The sequence below is a fragment of the Klebsiella sp. BIGb0138 genome (assembly GCF_004342285.1).
GTDB lineage: Bacteria > Pseudomonadota > Gammaproteobacteria > Enterobacterales > Enterobacteriaceae > Klebsiella.
Genome location: NZ_SMCV01000006.1, coordinates 257582 through 272726, shown reverse-complemented (window position 1 = coordinate 272726; position 15145 = coordinate 257582). Strand labels below are relative to the sequence as shown.

General features: G+C 58.6%; 15 protein-coding genes and 1 pseudogene. 8 read left to right on the top strand and 8 right to left on the bottom strand.

Features of this window, described 5'->3' with window-relative positions; all coding sequences use genetic code 11:
* Positions 1 to 265: 265 nt before the first annotated feature.
* Together hpaR and EDF73_RS15745 are read left to right on the top strand one after the other, a co-directional pair.
* Positions 266 to 718 (top strand): homoprotocatechuate degradation operon regulator HpaR, encoded by a 453-nt coding sequence (gene hpaR / locus EDF73_RS15750; protein ID WP_132730027.1) that lies wholly within the window; start codon positions 266 to 268, stop codon positions 716 to 718.
* A 67-nt stretch (positions 719 to 785) separates the two neighbouring features.
* Entirely contained in the window at positions 786 to 1796 is a 1011-nt protein-coding gene (locus EDF73_RS15745) for an Ldh family oxidoreductase (protein WP_132730026.1), read from the top strand.
* Positions 1797 to 1897: 101 nt separating this feature from the next.
* Here EDF73_RS15745 and EDF73_RS15740 read toward each other — a convergent pair whose 3' ends face one another.
* On the bottom strand, positions 1898 to 3118 hold the full coding sequence (locus EDF73_RS15740; protein ID WP_132730025.1) for an amino acid deaminase: 1221 nt from the start codon (positions 3116 to 3118) through the stop codon (positions 1898 to 1900).
* 79 nt (positions 3119 to 3197) lie between these two features.
* Positions 3198 to 3342, bottom strand: a pseudogene (locus EDF73_RS27445) (hypothetical protein).
* On the opposite strand from EDF73_RS27445, the gene EDF73_RS15735 reads away from it, so the two are divergent.
* The 5 genes from EDF73_RS15735 (at position 3320) to EDF73_RS15715 (ending at position 8293) form a co-directional block, all read left to right on the top strand.
* The gene (locus EDF73_RS15735; RefSeq protein ID WP_132730024.1) at positions 3320 to 4759 is read left to right on the top strand and encodes a D-aminoacylase; all 1440 of its coding nucleotides are present in this window, start codon (positions 3320 to 3322) and stop codon (positions 4757 to 4759) included. The pseudogene EDF73_RS27445 and the gene EDF73_RS15735 overlap by 23 nt on opposite strands.
* A 10-nt stretch (positions 4760 to 4769) precedes the next feature.
* A complete protein-coding gene (locus tag EDF73_RS15730) occupies positions 4770 to 5162 on the top strand; it encodes a RidA family protein (RefSeq protein WP_132730023.1) in 393 nt (130 codons plus the stop codon).
* Positions 5163 to 5336: 174 nt separating this feature from the next.
* Positions 5337 to 6824 (top strand): sodium:solute symporter family protein, encoded by a 1488-nt coding sequence (locus EDF73_RS15725; protein ID WP_132730022.1) that lies wholly within the window; start codon positions 5337 to 5339, stop codon positions 6822 to 6824.
* Between the two features lie 10 nt (positions 6825 to 6834).
* The gene (locus EDF73_RS15720; protein WP_132730021.1) at positions 6835 to 7707 is read left to right on the top strand and encodes a 2-dehydro-3-deoxygalactonokinase; all 873 of its coding nucleotides are present in this window, start codon (positions 6835 to 6837) and stop codon (positions 7705 to 7707) included.
* The gene (locus EDF73_RS15715; RefSeq protein WP_132730020.1) at positions 7694 to 8293 is read left to right on the top strand and encodes a 2-dehydro-3-deoxy-6-phosphogalactonate aldolase; all 600 of its coding nucleotides are present in this window, start codon (positions 7694 to 7696) and stop codon (positions 8291 to 8293) included. Before EDF73_RS15720 ends, EDF73_RS15715 begins: the two co-directional genes overlap by 14 nt.
* Here the strand turns inward: EDF73_RS15715 and EDF73_RS15710 are convergent.
* A complete protein-coding gene (locus EDF73_RS15710; protein ID WP_132730019.1) occupies positions 8290 to 9153 on the bottom strand; it encodes a MurR/RpiR family transcriptional regulator in 864 nt (287 codons plus the stop codon). The two genes, EDF73_RS15715 and EDF73_RS15710, sit on opposite strands and share 4 nt — an antisense overlap.
* Before the next feature lie 79 nt (positions 9154 to 9232).
* Positions 9233 to 9766, bottom strand: a complete 534-nt coding sequence (locus EDF73_RS15705) for a GNAT family N-acetyltransferase (RefSeq protein WP_132730018.1) — start codon at positions 9764 to 9766, stop codon at positions 9233 to 9235.
* Between the two features lie 33 nt (positions 9767 to 9799).
* Here EDF73_RS15705 and EDF73_RS15700 point away from each other — a divergent pair, with 33 nt between their 5' ends.
* A complete protein-coding gene (locus tag EDF73_RS15700) occupies positions 9800 to 10639 on the top strand; it encodes a GNAT family N-acetyltransferase (protein ID WP_132730017.1) in 840 nt (279 codons plus the stop codon).
* A gap of 38 nt (positions 10640 to 10677) precedes the next feature.
* Here EDF73_RS15700 and opgB read toward each other — a convergent pair whose 3' ends face one another.
* From opgB to dnaT, 4 genes are all read right to left on the bottom strand, one after another.
* Positions 10678 to 12969: a phosphatidylglycerol--membrane-oligosaccharide glycerophosphotransferase gene (gene opgB, locus EDF73_RS15695; protein WP_132730016.1), complete on the bottom strand. Its 2292-nt coding sequence runs from the start codon at positions 12967 to 12969 to the stop codon at positions 10678 to 10680.
* Between the two features lie 257 nt (positions 12970 to 13226).
* Positions 13227 to 13718, bottom strand: coding sequence for a DUF2501 domain-containing protein (locus EDF73_RS15690; RefSeq protein ID WP_132730015.1), 492 nt, complete (start codon positions 13716 to 13718; stop codon positions 13227 to 13229).
* Between the two features lie 65 nt (positions 13719 to 13783).
* On the bottom strand, positions 13784 to 14521 hold the full coding sequence (gene dnaC, locus EDF73_RS15685) for a DNA replication protein DnaC (RefSeq protein ID WP_132730093.1): 738 nt from the start codon (positions 14519 to 14521) through the stop codon (positions 13784 to 13786).
* Between the two features lie 2 nt (positions 14522 to 14523).
* Positions 14524 to 15063, bottom strand: a complete 540-nt coding sequence (dnaT, locus tag EDF73_RS15680; protein WP_132730014.1) for a primosomal protein DnaT — start codon at positions 15061 to 15063, stop codon at positions 14524 to 14526.
* Positions 15064 to 15145 lie beyond the last annotated feature (82 nt).

The window sequence follows — 15145 nt, the reverse complement described above, 5'->3', positions numbered from 1 at the left end:
TCGGATTCGAAGGGATTTCATTAATATGTTAATGATCATCTTTTATTCTTTGCGGAGAGGTTTGGCAAACAGAAGTGAATGTTTTGTGATCGGATTAACAATAAATTTACACATTTAATTTTTTATTTTTGTTAATCAATGTGTTATTTATTTTTATACCATCGGCTGGTACTTTTCAGGTGCAGAAACCGGTTGCGTCGTGGCAGGATAGACGCTAGTTATTAACTTGTTAATAGATTTCAGAGTGTGACGTAGAGGATATGTAATGCATGATTCGTTAACCATTGCGCTGTTGCAGGCGCGGGAAGCGGCGATGAGCCATTTCCGGCCGATCGTCAAACGGCATAATCTCACCGAGCAGCAGTGGCGTATTGTGCGCATCCTCGCGGAAAACCCGTCGATGGACTTTCACGATCTGGCGTTTCGCGCCTGTATTCTGCGCCCGAGCCTGACCGGTATCCTGACCCGTATGGAGCGCGATGGCCTGGTACTGCGCCTTAAGCCGGTTAACGATCAGCGCAAGCTGTACGTTTCGCTGACCGCCGCGGGCAATACGCTGTATGAAAGCGCGCAGGCGCAGGTGGAAGAGGCCTATCGTCTGATTGAAGAACAGTTCACCAGCGAAAAGATGCGGCAGCTGACGGCGCTGCTGGGGGAGTTTATCGCGCTCGGAAACCGCCAAAATGCCGGACGCGGTGAGGGTGATGAGGAAGAGTAGGTTAGCGACAGAGCTGCCTTTACCAGGCTAACTTTAGCTGAGATGAAAAAAAGTAGAGGAGAAGGTTATGGAATCGGTCACTCTTGCGTTACCCGAAGCTTACGCGCTGGCGATACGGGCGCTAAGCGCTAATGGATTCAGCGCGGATCATGCGGCGGCCGTGGCGCGTAACGTCACCGGCGGGGAGCGCGATGGCTGCGCTTCCCACGGCCTGTGGCGACTGCTGGGGATTATCGACACCTTACGCAAAGGCAAGGTCTCTCCGGACGCTGAACCACGGATTGACGACCGGGCGCCGGCGATTGTCCGCGCCGATGCCGGCGGCGCGTTTTCGCTGCTGGCGTTTGAACGGGCGCTGCCGCTGCTGGTGGCGAAAGCGCGACACAGCGGCATCGCTGCGCTGGCGATTAACCGCTGCGTGCATTTTTCGGCGCTGTTTGCCGATATTGAACCACTGACCGAGGCTGGCCTGGTCGGGCTGGCCTGTACGCCGGGTCATGCGTGGGTGGCGCCCGCCGGCGGCACGCTGCCGCTGTTTGGCACCAACCCCATCGCTTTTGGCTGGCCGCGGGACGACAGGCCGCCGTTTATTTTCGATATGGCGACCAGCGTGGCGGCGCGCGGCGAAATCCAGCTGCATCAGCGTGCCGGGAAGGCGTTGCCGGAAGGGTGGGGGATCGATAGCGCAGGTCAGCCGACCACGGATGCCGGAGAGGTGCTGTCCGGGGCGATGCTGACCTTTGGCGGCTATAAAGGCTCCGCGCTGGCGGCGATGGTTGAGCTGCTTGCCGGGCCGCTGATTGGCGATATGACCAGCGCCGAATCGCTGGCATGGGATGACGGCGCCGGCGGGCTGCCCTACGGCGGCGAGCTGATTCTGGCGCTGGATCCGCAGCGTTTTCTCGGCGCGCAGGCGCAGGAGCACCTCGCGCGGGCGGAGACGCTTTTTAGCAACATGCAGGCGCAGGGAGCAAGGCTTCCCGGTGAGCGGCGCTATCGCTGTCGCGAAGAAAGCGAACGCCAGGGCGTCACCCTCAGCCGTTCGTTATTTGACGAGATTTCCGCGCTGTGCGAATAGCTGAGCGGCCCGGTGGTTTTTTTGGGGGGGGGGGGGGGACGGAGGAGCGGCGGGCCGGGCAGTAGCCCGGATAAGGCGTCAGCCGCTATCCGGGATCTTCATCAGAACAGCGTATCCAGCTCCTCCAGCACGTTGTACTCGTCATCCACCAGCAGCAGCGTTTTCCACTTGTCGAAGGTCAGGCACGGATGTGAGGTGCCAAAGACCACAATATCACCGACCTGCAGATCGCAACCCGGCGCCAGGCGCAACATACAGTGCTGATCCATAATCCCGACGCTGACCATCATCTCCGCCTGCAGCGGTAATGACCGGCCGTCGCGATAGTGGGCGATCGGCTGCGGAAGCCCGGCATCGAAGGCGCAGTCGCGCTTGCCGAAATTGACCACCGCACGATCCGCCTCCGGTACCGACTGTACCATCGCCATTAGCTCCAGCGCGGAGGTCAGATCGCCGCCCAGGCCACAGGCTATCGGATCGCGTGCAACCAGTTCCTGCTGGGCGACAGCATAGATCCCTCTGTCATGGGTGATATAGCAGCCCGGACGGATCACGAGCCGGCACTGCGCAGGTTTCTGCGCCGCCAGCCACACGTCGCACACCACGTCATACCAGACGGTGCCCGCGCCGGTCAGGATAAACTCGCCGTCGACCAGCGGCGCCATCTGGCAGGCAAGGGCGGCGGCCTGTTGCAGCAGCGCTTCGACCTGCGGCTGCGGGTCGTCGCCGTGCAGCACCCCTTCGTACAGTTCCAGGCCGCGGAGTTTCAGGCCCGGCAGGTCGCCCACCGCCTGTGCCAGCGCCCGCGCGTCGTCCACGCTGCGGCAGCCGCAGCGCCCGCCGGGGACGCCCAGTTCAATCAGGACGTCCAGCGTTTGCTGGCGCGCGTTAAAGAAAGCCGACAGCGTGCGGGCGTTCGCCAGACTATCCACGCAGCAGATAAAATCCACCGCGCGATAATGCGCCTTCAGCTGCGCCACCAGCTGCATGTTGGCCTTGCCGACCAGCTGATTAACCACCAATACCCGTTCAATTCCGCTGGCCATCGCCGCGCTGGCTTGCCAGGCGCTCCCCACCCCGATCCCCCACGCCCCCGCGCGTTGCTGCGCCTGGAAAATCCACGGCGTCATCGTCGTTTTGCCGTGCGGCGCCAGCGAAACACCGCGGGCATCGGCGTAGCGCTGCATCCAGCGGATGTTATTTTCCAGCGCCGTTTTTTTTACCAGCGCGGCGGGGAGACATACGTCTTCCGCCAGCAGGTTAGCAGGCGATGACATTACGGCGGATTTATGCGGGACAAGCGTATCGGAATGGTATTTCATAACACTATCCTTTAAGGGTTTACGTGCGGATATTAAGTGGGTATCAGTTATAACTGATTGATAAATATTATTTTAATACTTAAAAATTATTTGTTTTGAATAAAAGTATCACAAAATGATCTGGATTCTGCGTAGTTTTCCACTGTTTTTTCGCCTTGTAAATGGTTAACTTGTCGGCATAGTCGAAAGGGAGTAATTGCTATGAAGGTTGACTGGCTTTTCAAGAACGTCACGGTGATTGATGGGAGCGGCGGCCCGCAGTATCGCGGCGACGTGGCGGTGAAGGGCGACCGTATTGTCGATATCGCGCCGGCGTTACAGGTGACGGCTGAACGCGAGATTGACGGCCTGGGCCGCGTGCTGGCGCCGGGCTTTATTGATGTCCATACCCATGACGATATCAACGTCATTCGTATGCCGGAGTATCTGCCAAAACTAAGCCAGGGCGTGACGACGGTTATCGTCGGCAACTGCGGGATTAGCGCGGCGATGGCGACCATGCGCGGCGACGTCCCCGACCCGATGAATCTGTTGGGCGAGCAGGAGCAGTTTATCTATCCCACCGTCGAGGCCTACGCTCACGCGGTGGAGACCGCAAGGCCGTCGCTCAACGTGGGTACGCTGATCGGCCATACCGCGCTGCGTAATAACCATATGGACGATCTGTTCCGTCCGGCGACGGAAACCGAGATTGCCGGCATGCGCATCCAGTTGCGCGATGCGTTACGTCAAGGGGCGCTGGGTCTCAGCACCGGGTTGGCCTATGCCAGCGCATTTCACTCCACCACCGAAGAGGTGATGGCGCTGGCGGAAGAGCTGGCGGCGGAGAAGGGGGTTTACACCACCCATCTGCGTTCTGAATTCGAACCGATCCTCGAGGCCCTCGATGAAGCGTTTCGTATCGGCCGCCACGGTAACGTGCCGGTGGTGGTCTCGCACCATAAATGCGCCGGGGCAAAGAACTGGGGACGCACGCGCGAGACGCTGGCCTTCTTTGATGAGATGCGCCAGCGCCAGGAAATAGCCTGCGATTGCTACCCTTATTCCGCCAGCTCTTCAACCCTGGATATGAAACAGGTCACCGATGAATTTGACATTGTGATCACCTGGTCAGAATCCCGGCCGGAACAGGCGGGCAAAACGCTTAAACAGATTGCCAGCGACTGGCAGGTGAGCCTGCATGAGGCGGCGGGACAGCTGATACCTGCCGGGGCTATTTACTACAACATGGATGAGCAGGACGTACGTCGGGTGATGCGCTACCCCGTCACGATGATCGGCTCCGATGGTTTACCCAACGATCCGATGCCGCATCCACGGTTATGGGGCGCTTTCCCTCGGGTGCTCGGCCACTACAGTCGTGATGAGCAGCTGTTCCCGCTGACCACGGCGATTCACAAAATGACCGGGCTGTCGGCGGCGCGTTTCCGCTTGCCGCAACGTGGTCTGGTTAAAGTTGGCTATTTTGCCGATCTGGTTCTGTTTGATCCGCAGACGGTGCGCGATGTCGCCAGCTTCTCCGATCCGAAACAGCCCGCTGAGGGCATCGAAGCGGTGATGGTTAACGGCATCATGAGCTACGGCAGCGATAAAAAAATTACCGGGCGCGCAGGGCGTTTCCTGCGTCGTCAGATGGACTAAGGAGTGGAATATGAGCATTAAACGTTATGGCGTTGAAGGCGGTACCGGCACCGGCGGGCAGCATCTGCCTTTCGCCCGCGCGGTCGAAGCCGGGGGCTGGCTGTACGTGTCTGGCCAGACGCCGATGAAAAACGGGGAAGTCGTGGAAGGGGGGATTGTCGAGCAGTCGCGGCTGGCGATTCAGAACTGCGTCGATATTATGAGCGAAGCGGGCTATACCCTTGCCGATGTGGTGCATGTGAAAGTGATTCTGACCGACGCGCGCTACTTCCAGTCCTTCAATAAAGTGTTTCGTGAATTCTTCGGCGATCATCCGCCGGCGCGTATTTGCTGCGTTGCCGATCTGGTGGTGGAGTGCAAAGTCGAAGTGGATGTGACCTGCTATAACGCCGCGCGCGGATAAATAATCTTTCCCCACCGGCGGGTGGGGAATGACGCCTAAAAATGTGATAGCCGTGCCAGATTGCATCAAGCCATCGGCGCGAACGAGGTTGCTTTGCCTTTTTTCTGGCATCGTTACGATTAACTCATAATATTCAGCGGTTCGAATATTATTTATTATGCCTGGATGTGAGCAATGAATAATATGTCATTCCTGATTTGGTTTTCCGTTTATGCCTGCGCGATGATAGCTTTAGGCTGGTATGTTTCACGTAAGCAAAAGAACGGCGATGATTTCTTACTGGGGGGCCGCTCTCTGCCGATGTTCCTGACGCTGGGGTCGACGGTGGGGACTATGGTTGGCACCGGCTCTAGCGTGGGCGCCGTGGGCTTTGGCTACAGCAACGGCTGGGCGGGGATGCTGTATGGTCTCGGCGGCGCGGTGGGGATTTTGCTGGTGGCATGGTTATTTGCGCCGGTACGGAAATTTCGCTTTATGACCATGAGCGAAGAAATGTCGTATTACACCGGCGGCAGTAAAATAATTAAAAACCTGGTGGCGATACTCATTTTTATCGCCTCTATTGGCTGGCTGGGGGCTCATATATTAGGTGGCGGCTTATATCTGGCGTGGGCCAGCGGAATTGATATTAATGTCGCGAAAATTATTATTGCCCTGGCTTTTGTGGTTTACGTCGGGATTGGCGGTTATTCCGCAGTGGTCTGGATCGATACGATTCAATCCATTGTACTGTTCGTCGGATTTATTCTGATGGCGATTTTTGCCGTCCAGCACGTGGGCGGCTGGAGCCACATTCAGCAGGCGGTCGATCCGGCGGCGCAGAGTCTGTTTGCCGTCGATAAGCTTGGCGTCCTCCCCGCCCTCTCCCTGGCGGTGGTCATTGGCGTGGGCGTTCTGGCAACACCGTCCTATCGCCAGCGTATCTACTCGGCGAAAACCGTTTCCTCCGTACGCCAGTCCTTTACCATTACCGGCCTGCTGTACCTGGGGTTCTCCTTCCTGCCAGCGATTATCGGTATGGCGGTATGGACCATGAATGCGCACCTCGAAAATAGCGGTTTTGCCTTCCTGTTTGCTACCCAGGTACTGCCTCCGGTGCTGGCGATGGCGATCCTGATTGCCGGAATGTCGGCCAATATGTCCTCCGGCAGTTCTGACGCCATTGCCGCGGTGTCGATTATGCTACGCGACCTCTACACCCTGGTCACTGGCCATATGCCGGCGCCTGAGAAAGCGATTTGCCTGTCGCGCATGTTTCTCGTGTTGGTCATCGCCCTGGCGTTGGTTTTCGCCCTGACCTCGAACGACATCATTAGCTACATCACCAAAATGATCTCGATGATTATGTCCGGGATGTTTATCTGTACCATGCTCGGCCGCTTCTGGACGCGCTTTAACTGGCAGGGGGCGGTCGCCGCGCTGGTCGGGGGCGCAGGGGCGTCGGTGGCGGTTCTGATGGACAGCGACTGGCTGGCCTTCTGGGGCAACCCGTGTATTCCGTCGGTGCTGACCAGCCTGGTTGCTTCCATAGTGGTCACCCTGGTGACGCCGGCCAGTAGCATGAGCCGCGAAGAGGCGCTGGAGATGATTACCCGCGAACGTGAAAGCCGTCCGGCGGCACCGCCGTTGCCGATTGGTAAACGTCAACCGTCGCAGAGCTAAGGGAGGCGCAATGAAAAGCTATATTGCCGTCGACTGGGGCTCTACGCAGCTTCGCGGCTGGCTGATTCGTGACGGAAAGTGCGTGGAGACAAAACGGCTACCCCTCGGGATCACCCGGCTCAACGGGCAGGCGCCGGCGGAGATTTTCCGCCAGCATCTGGCGCCGTGGCGCGGTGACGCGGCCCTGCCGGTGGTGATGGCCGGGATGATCGGCAGCGACGCGGGCTGGCAGCCGGTACCCTATCTGGCCTGCCCGGCGGCGCTTGATGCGCCTGGACAGCATTTGTTTGCCGTCGCGGAGGCGGTGTGGATTGTTCCTGGCCTGAAGGTTGAGCAGGCCGGAGATTACAACGTGATGCGCGGTGAAGAGACGCAGCTTCTGGGCGCAGCGCAGATGGCCCCGGCCGATTGCTACGTGATGCCGGGCACGCACTGTAAATGGGTGCAGGTAGAGGACGGGATGGTACGTCATTTTTCCACCGCGATGACCGGCGAACTGCATCATCTGCTGCTTAATCAGTCGCTGATTGGCAAGCAGCTGCCTGCCCAGCAGACGGACGCGGCAGCATTTGAGCGAGGGCTGGAAAAGGGTATGGCGACGCCGTCGCTGGTGAAGGAACTGTTCAGCGCCCGTGCGGCCCGGGTGTTGGGCGGACTGCCGTCGGTATCGGTCAGCGACTATCTCTCAGGGTTGCTGGTTGGCGCGGAGGTGGCGGCATTTAGCGCACGCTACCGCGGAGATCGCATCACGCTGGTGGGCTCTCCGGCGCTAACCGACCGCTATCGCCTGGCGATGGCGGCCCGAGGTATGAAGGTGAACTGCTGTGGCGGGGATGAGGCGTTTTTACGCGGTATGGCGAGGATAATGAATGGACAGGCTTAAACTGGTGGCGATCTTACGCGGCATTCGTCCCACAGAAGCGGCACAACATGTTGATATGCTGATTCGCGCGGGCTTTCGCTATATTGAAATCCCGCTCAACTCGCCGGACTGGCAGGACAGCATTCCACAGATGGTGCGGCAGTTTGCTACCCGGGCGACGATTGGCGCGGGGACGGTGCTTAACGTCGGGCAGGTCGATGTTCTGGCGCAGGCCGGCGCGAAGCTGATTGTGACGCCCAATACGCAACCGACGGTCATTCGGCGGGCGGTTGAACAGGGGATGTTGGTTTGCGCCGGCTGTGCGACCGCAACGGAGGCCTTTAGCGCGCTGGATGCCGGAGCGCAGTGGCTCAAGATCTTTCCGTCATCCTGCTTTGGCCCGGACTATATTCGCGCCCTGAAGGCGGTACTGCCGCCGGATGTGCCGGTGCTGGCGGTTGGCGGCGTGACCCCGGATAACCTTGCCGACTGGGTGCAGGCGGGCTGTGCCGGGGCGGGATTAGGTAGCGACCTGTATCGTGCCGGGCAGACGCCGGAACGTACCCGTGAACAGGCCCGGCGCTTTATTGCCGCCAGCCAGGCTTAATCGCCCAGCGGCTGACGGTCGACGCCGCCGCGGTGGCTGTCGAGCGCCAGCTTGATGCGGCGCAGCCGGTCTTTCGCCTGCGGTTTGTTGGCCATCGCCAGTTCGGTGGCCAGCACATCGACCATCGCCAGCATGGCATAGCGGGAGGTGCTGGGTTTGAAAATATAGTCGTTTTCACGCACCAGCAGCGGTAAGACCAGATCCGCTTGTTCCGCCAGCGGCGTACCTGCCGGCGTAATCGCGATCACCTTCGCGCCATACTGCATGGCGATCGCCGCGCTCTCAACGATCTCTTTGGTATACCCCCCGAGCGACAGAACGATAACCACATCTTTTGGCGTGACGGCGGAGCTCATCATCCGCGCCAGCAGGCCGTCGTTCTGACTGACCACCGGCAGGCCCAGACGGAACAGGCGATACTGAATCTCCTGCGCGCAGATGGTTGAACCGCCCCCCATGCCGATAGCCAGAATTTGTCGCGCAGCGCTGAGCCACGAAACGGCGCGCTTCAGCGCGTCGATATCCAGCGCCCGGCGGTTGGTTTCCAGTACCCCGATGATGGATTCGTAAATCCCCTGTACCCCTTCCAGATCCGGCACATCGAGAATAAAACGCTGACCCACGGCCAGCGATTGCGCCAGCTTCATCTTCAGCTCACGAACATCCTTGCATCCCAGCGCCCGGGCAAAGCGGGTGACGGAGGCCTGGCTGGTACTGGTCAAACGGGCGATTTCGGCGATAGGTAACTCTGCCGCCGCGGCGACATCATCGAGAATGAACTGGGCGATCCGCTTTTCGGTGACGGTCAGCTCGAGAAAGCGGTCGGTGATGCAGGAAATGATATCAATCGAGTAGGCCATACAGAGTACCAGACGGTAAATTTAGCATGATACTTTGTACCATATTCAGCCGCTAAAAAGCAGCCCTGGCCGGGGCCGGTTACAACGCCAGGCGCATGGCGCAGCGCGTCTCTGGCGGCAGACCGTGGGCTATCTCCTGGCGCCGCTTTGCCGCCAGCCCGGACGGCAGGCGCTGTTCATTGAGCATGCGGAACCCCAGCCGCGTATAAAACGGCGCGTTCCAGGGGACATCGCGAAAGGTGGTGAGGGTGACCGCCGGGTAGCCATCCCGGCGGGCGCTGTCGATCGTGTGCCGTATCATCGCCTGGCCAATCCCTTTTCCTTGCCACGCCTGATGTACGGAAACTTCGACGATAAACAGCGCGTCGTCCAGCGGTTCACTTAGCAGGAATCCTATTGCTTGCCCGTCGGCCGCCGCCACCAGGCTGTGGCCGGCTTCCAGATACAGGCGATGCTGATGCCGGTCGAGTACCGGGCCATCCGCCAGCCAGGCGAAGGCGGGTATCTGGCGAAACGCCTGGGCCGCCGAGCGCTCAATGGCGGGCAGGAGAGCAATATCGCTCTCCTGGGTCAGGCGAAATGTCACGTCGGCGGTTATAGTGTTATTTTTCATTCGCTTCAGCATAGCAATATTCGGGAGAAATGCATGGCATTGCGAGCCGTCCCTGCGACCGATTTCAGCAGTGAACAGTTAAGCGCGATACTTCGCGACTGCTTTGAGGATTATCTGGTGCCGGTTTCGCTGCCGGTGGCGGTCTTCGTTCAACGTTTTGGCTCCGAAGGCCTGAGCCTGCTTGACTCCTGCGTCTGGCTGGACGGTGAGACGCCGGCGGCCATGGCCGTTGTGGCCCGGCGTGGGGATGAAGCCCGGCTGGCGGCATTCGCCGTGCGTCCGGTTTATCGTGGAAAAGGGATCGGCCGCCGGTTGATGCTGCCGCTGATGGCGGCGTTACAGGCCCAGGGCGTGCGTCGGATGTGGCTGGAGGTGATCCGCGAAAACTCTGCGGCGGTGGCGTTGTACCAGTCTCTCGGTTTTGTCGTGCGCCACGGACTATGCGGCTACCTGAGTTCGCCGCCAGAGGGCGAGATAACTCCGGTGCTGGAAGAGTGCAATGTCTTAACGCTGGTGCGCAGAGCAGGGGCGGAGATCAATGGCCGGCTGCCGTGGCTGATGGACCCGCTGACCTTCAGTACGCTGCCGTGTCGGGCAGTAACGCTGAATCAGCAGGCCTTCGCAGTGCTGGCTACGGTAACCCACACGCCGCAGCTGCAGTTTATGTGGGTCGATCCCGCCGCGCGTGGCCGCGGGCTGGCCCATGATATGCTGCTGGCGCTGGCCCGCGAATTCCCCGGCCTGGGGACCTCGGTGACCATCCCGGAATCTTTTACGCCGCTGTTCAGCGCGGCGGGATATACCACCCTGGCGCTGAAGCAATATGAAATGTGCGTGGAGTTGAGCACGTTGCCCTCAGCATCGCGCTCATGACGTTTGCCCGGCTCGCGTCACGAGCCGGGCGGGCGGGGTTAACCGTCGCTTTTTACTACTTTAAGATCCACCATCCCAATACCCAGCTGGCGCGGTGCATGCCCGAGAATATTGCCTTCGTTGGTGGACTGCGGATCCGGCGGGACGATGATCAACGTATCGCTGCGTGACGGATTGTCGAAATGCAGCGTAGTGGTGGAGACATCGTTGGCCAGGGTGAGCGTCTGCTCACTGTTGCCGACGCGCACCGGGATCGGCTTATTGGCGTTCGGTCCGTAAGCTTTGGCGGTAATCACCAGATCGAATTTTTCCGGCAGCGGCTGTTTAAATTCAATTTTCACTTCGCTGCCGAGCTGGGCATTGGACCAGCGACCCCAGGATTCCGGGCGCGAAATCCCGCTGAACTGCTTGACCTCTTCCGGCGCGCCGGCAACGTTGAAGATAAAGCTGTCGGCCTTGTAGCGAATATCGTTGTCGACAATCTTCAGGGTATCAACGTTGCCTTTGTAGCGTTCCATATCGATAACGGTATCTTTAAACGCCGTTTTTCCCTGCCACTGGGGCTTATCAACATGCTGTACCTTTTGTTCGCCGCCAAGCTGGCCTTGCGAGACGCACCAGTCGGTGGAGAGCGCCAGCTCAGGTGACCAGAGTTGACCCATCTTGTAGCAGCGGTCGATCCAGACGAAATTATCGCGCGGGGCAAAGTCGGCCAGCTGGAAGCGCAGCGGGGCGGAATATTCGCTCTCCGGCAGCGGCTCGACGCGTTTATCCGAGACGCGCAGCAGCAGCGGCAGACGGAAGTGGCTACCGGAGAAGGCGATCATGTTCTTCTGGGCGTCGATGGTGAAGTTTTTCATCTCTTTCGGGAAGTTCCACAGTCGGATGATATCCGGCTTCCACGCCAGCACTTTCTCTTTCATATTCATGAAAATGCCGGACAGCGATTGCCCGGAGAGGCTGCTGCGGCCAAGGCCGATAAAGTTATCGCCGCCGAGAATGTCCAGCACCGTGGCGCCGTTGTCCATGGTGTTACGCTTCACCGCCAGCGTATCCTGCTGCGGCTGGTCGCCACGCAGGACGAAGAACAGATCGCGGCGATCCTGCTTATTGAGATAATCCCAGGCGGTGTTTTTCATGGCCAGATGATCGGAGGAGACCACGATGACCGTATTTTTGAAATACGGCGAGGCTTTGATCTTCTCAATCAGCGCGGCGATATGTTCCTGGCTGCAGGTGACGGCGCTAAAAGAAAGATTCTTTTTACCGCCCATTTCGTAGCTTTTACGCTGGCAGGTCCGGGAGATGAACCCGTCCGGATGGTGGGTGTCGACGGTCAGCGCAAAGAGCGAGAAGCGTTTGCCAGATTGCGACAGCGCTTCGAATTTTTTCCAGGTCTCATCAAGCACGGTGTCATCGTAGAAGCCCCAGTCATTACGGTAAGCCGGGTCATCCACCGTGCTTTTCAGCTCCTCGGCGCCATACAGATGGTCAAAACCGTGCGATTTCAGGAACACATCTTTTCCGGCGAAGCGCAGATTGGCGCCCTGCACAAAATAGTTTTCGTAGCCGGAGTTTTTCAGAATATCGCCGAGGCAGATATTTTGCGGGAAGAAGCTGGAAACCGATGCCGAGGCGTTACCTTCAAACGGCGCGAACAGCGGGATCCCGCACTGTGAAGCGACCATGCCGGCGATGGTGTAATCGGTACCCGGCAGCTGCTCGGTGTTACTGAAATCGAGGCTTTCGTTTTTCAGCTTGCCGAGTTCAGGCGTCAGGTTGGGAAAGGCGTCGTTGTCGAAATAGGTGCGTTCGAGGCTTTCACCGTAGATATAGACCAGGTTCAGGCGGGGATTGGCGATGCTCTTTGCCGGCTCTTCGTAATAGGCGATAAAATCCGGATCGCCATCGCGAGATTGCGATTTAACCAGCTCGCTGATTTGGCGGAACGCCGGGCTGGCATCCACGGAGGCCAGCGCCAGGACCAGCGCCAGCAGGCTGTAGCCAAAGTGATGCGGATGATGGCGACGACGGCGCAGCACCCACCCCAGCGTGCCGAATACGGCCACCAGCGCCACCACCAGCCCGACGCCAGGAAGAATGTATTTACTGACGCCCGCGCCGGTCAGGCTGTTAGTCAGCGTGTAGAGAACCGCGTCATTAATCCCGTCGCCGGTGAAATAGTCACTGGCGTAGAGGGTAATATTGAGGACCACAAACAGCCCCAGCACCGTTAACGTGGCGGCAAACCACCAGGTGTTGCGACCGGCTTTTAAGGCATAAATCACCACCGAGGTGAGAAACAAGGCGATGGATAACAACTCTGACACAGTTCACCCTCATTAGCGCCAGTTGACCGCTGGCCGGATAGATCGCTTTCCACGCTACACTGTAATTGCAGTGCCATATTGCTGCAATTGTAGAGTCATGAAACTGTGCTGTGGTTCAGAATTGGTTTAGAAATCGCCGTTTTTGATCGGCGTCGCATCCGGTATGCAAGGGGGAATCGGGGCGTAAAAGGGGGAAAATAGTGATTGCGGCCGCGTTGACAACGCTAAGGCGTTAAACGCGGCCCCGGAGGGAACGATCAGGAGAGGAAGTTAACGCCCTGTTTTAATACCAGATCGCAGGCTTTGGTTTTTACTTTCTCCGCCAGCGGGCTGCTGCCGAGGGTGTTCAGGTTCAGCTGCTGGCCGTTGTTGCTGCTCAGCAGACCCTGTAAACCTTCAAGATAGCTGGTGTCCTCTTTCTGCTTTTCCGGGGTGCTGAGGCCGAGCTTATCCAGAACCTGGTTCTTGACATTTTCCGTGCTGGTGACCGAGGCCAGCTTTTGTTGTGCGCAATAGGACATAATCCCGGCGGCGTTGTTCATGCTGCTGGAGGTCAGGGACTGATTGCCGCCGTTCAGCAGGCTGGTCAGGGAGGACATCGACAGACCGCCCTGCTGGGATCCGCCCTGGCTGCTGAGCTGGTTAGCGGCACTGGAAAGGGAGTCCTGCCAGGAGGCGGCATGCGCGCCGGCGGCCATAAAGGCGCCGGCAATGATCAGGGTGCGGAACAAGGATTGTGCAGATTTCATAGATGTACTCATCGTGGTTACTTAAGCATGCTTGCAGTATAACCCCGGCTGGCTTCAGATATATCTCAATACTCTTTGCCGGTGACCCGATGACGGTAGCTGTCCCAGTTGAAAATCACCCACAGACTGTTGCCGAGGCGCATGCGATCCATCACCCGCTCGCCGAGCAGCTTGTTCATTTCGTCCATATTGCTGTTGGTGAGCATCCCGGTCGGGCGCTTTGAGGAGGAGCGGCGATCGACGATCTGGTTAATGATCACTTTCTCATAGCGCGACTCCGTCTGCATTCCGATCTCATCGATCACCAGCAGATCGACCCTGCTCAGGTCATTCAGCAGCTGTTCTTCGCTGGTTTCCCGGTTGCCGAAGGTATCTTTCATCGCTGACATAATATCGGCGACGGTAATGATTAAGACCGATTTCCCGCGCAGCAGCAGCTCGTTGCAAATGGCGGCGGCAAGGTGGTTTTTGCCGGTGCCCGGCTTGCCGGAAAAGATAAAGCTGGCGATATTGCCATCGAACTCTTCAACGTACTGGCGCGCTCTGGACAAGGCGTTCATCTGGCCTTCGCACTCGACCCGATAGTTATCAAACGAGCAGTTCTGGTGCAGCGGGCGGATGCCGGAGCGGTTAAACGTCCGCTGCATTTTCATGGCGCGGTTTTCCCGCTCCAGCGCTTCCGAGCGCAGTTTGCCTTGCTCTTTCTGCCAGGCCAGCAGCTCTTCGCCGGTTTTGAACGCCGGTTCGACATTAGCAGGCATCATTTTTTGCAGCCGCTTCATCAGCTCGCCAACGTTTTTCATGCTCATCCTCTGAAACCTCGTGGAATATGGCTATCCGGTTCGCTGACCGTATTCACATCGCGCCGCGGCTGCCCGCCGTTGCCGGCCCGGCCGATTTGTACGCTGCGCGCCAGCTTCTGTTGCCACTGCACATGATGAAAGACCTTGCCTTCCGCCTGCCAGTAGGCGACAAACGCCGCCAGCTCTTCCGGTGTCACCGGCTGGCTGAGGGCGATACCCCACAGCGCGGCCAGGCGTTGAAAATCAGCATCCGGCTGCCAGTCGGCGTACATGGCGAATTTCCCCAGTGGAATCGCGACTGGCGCGGCAGCGGGTTCGTCAAAAAACTGCGTATCGAGCGCAATATCGCTGTTGGGGCGGGCCAGTTTTGCCTCCAGCTCCAGCAGCTGCGCCAGACGCTGCGGCGTGAGCGCATAGAACGCAGGAGCATTGTTGGCAAAAACGGCCACGGTGCCGCTGGCCGATTTTGCCAGAACGGCTGCATGATCCTGGATGAAATCTTCCAGGCCGCTGAAATCGGTGGTTAATATTCGCGAAGACATAACACTATCTCAACTCTGAACAACAATAGAGAGGGGGAATAGCACACATAGTAGCACAGCGCCCGGCCAGGAAGGAGCGACC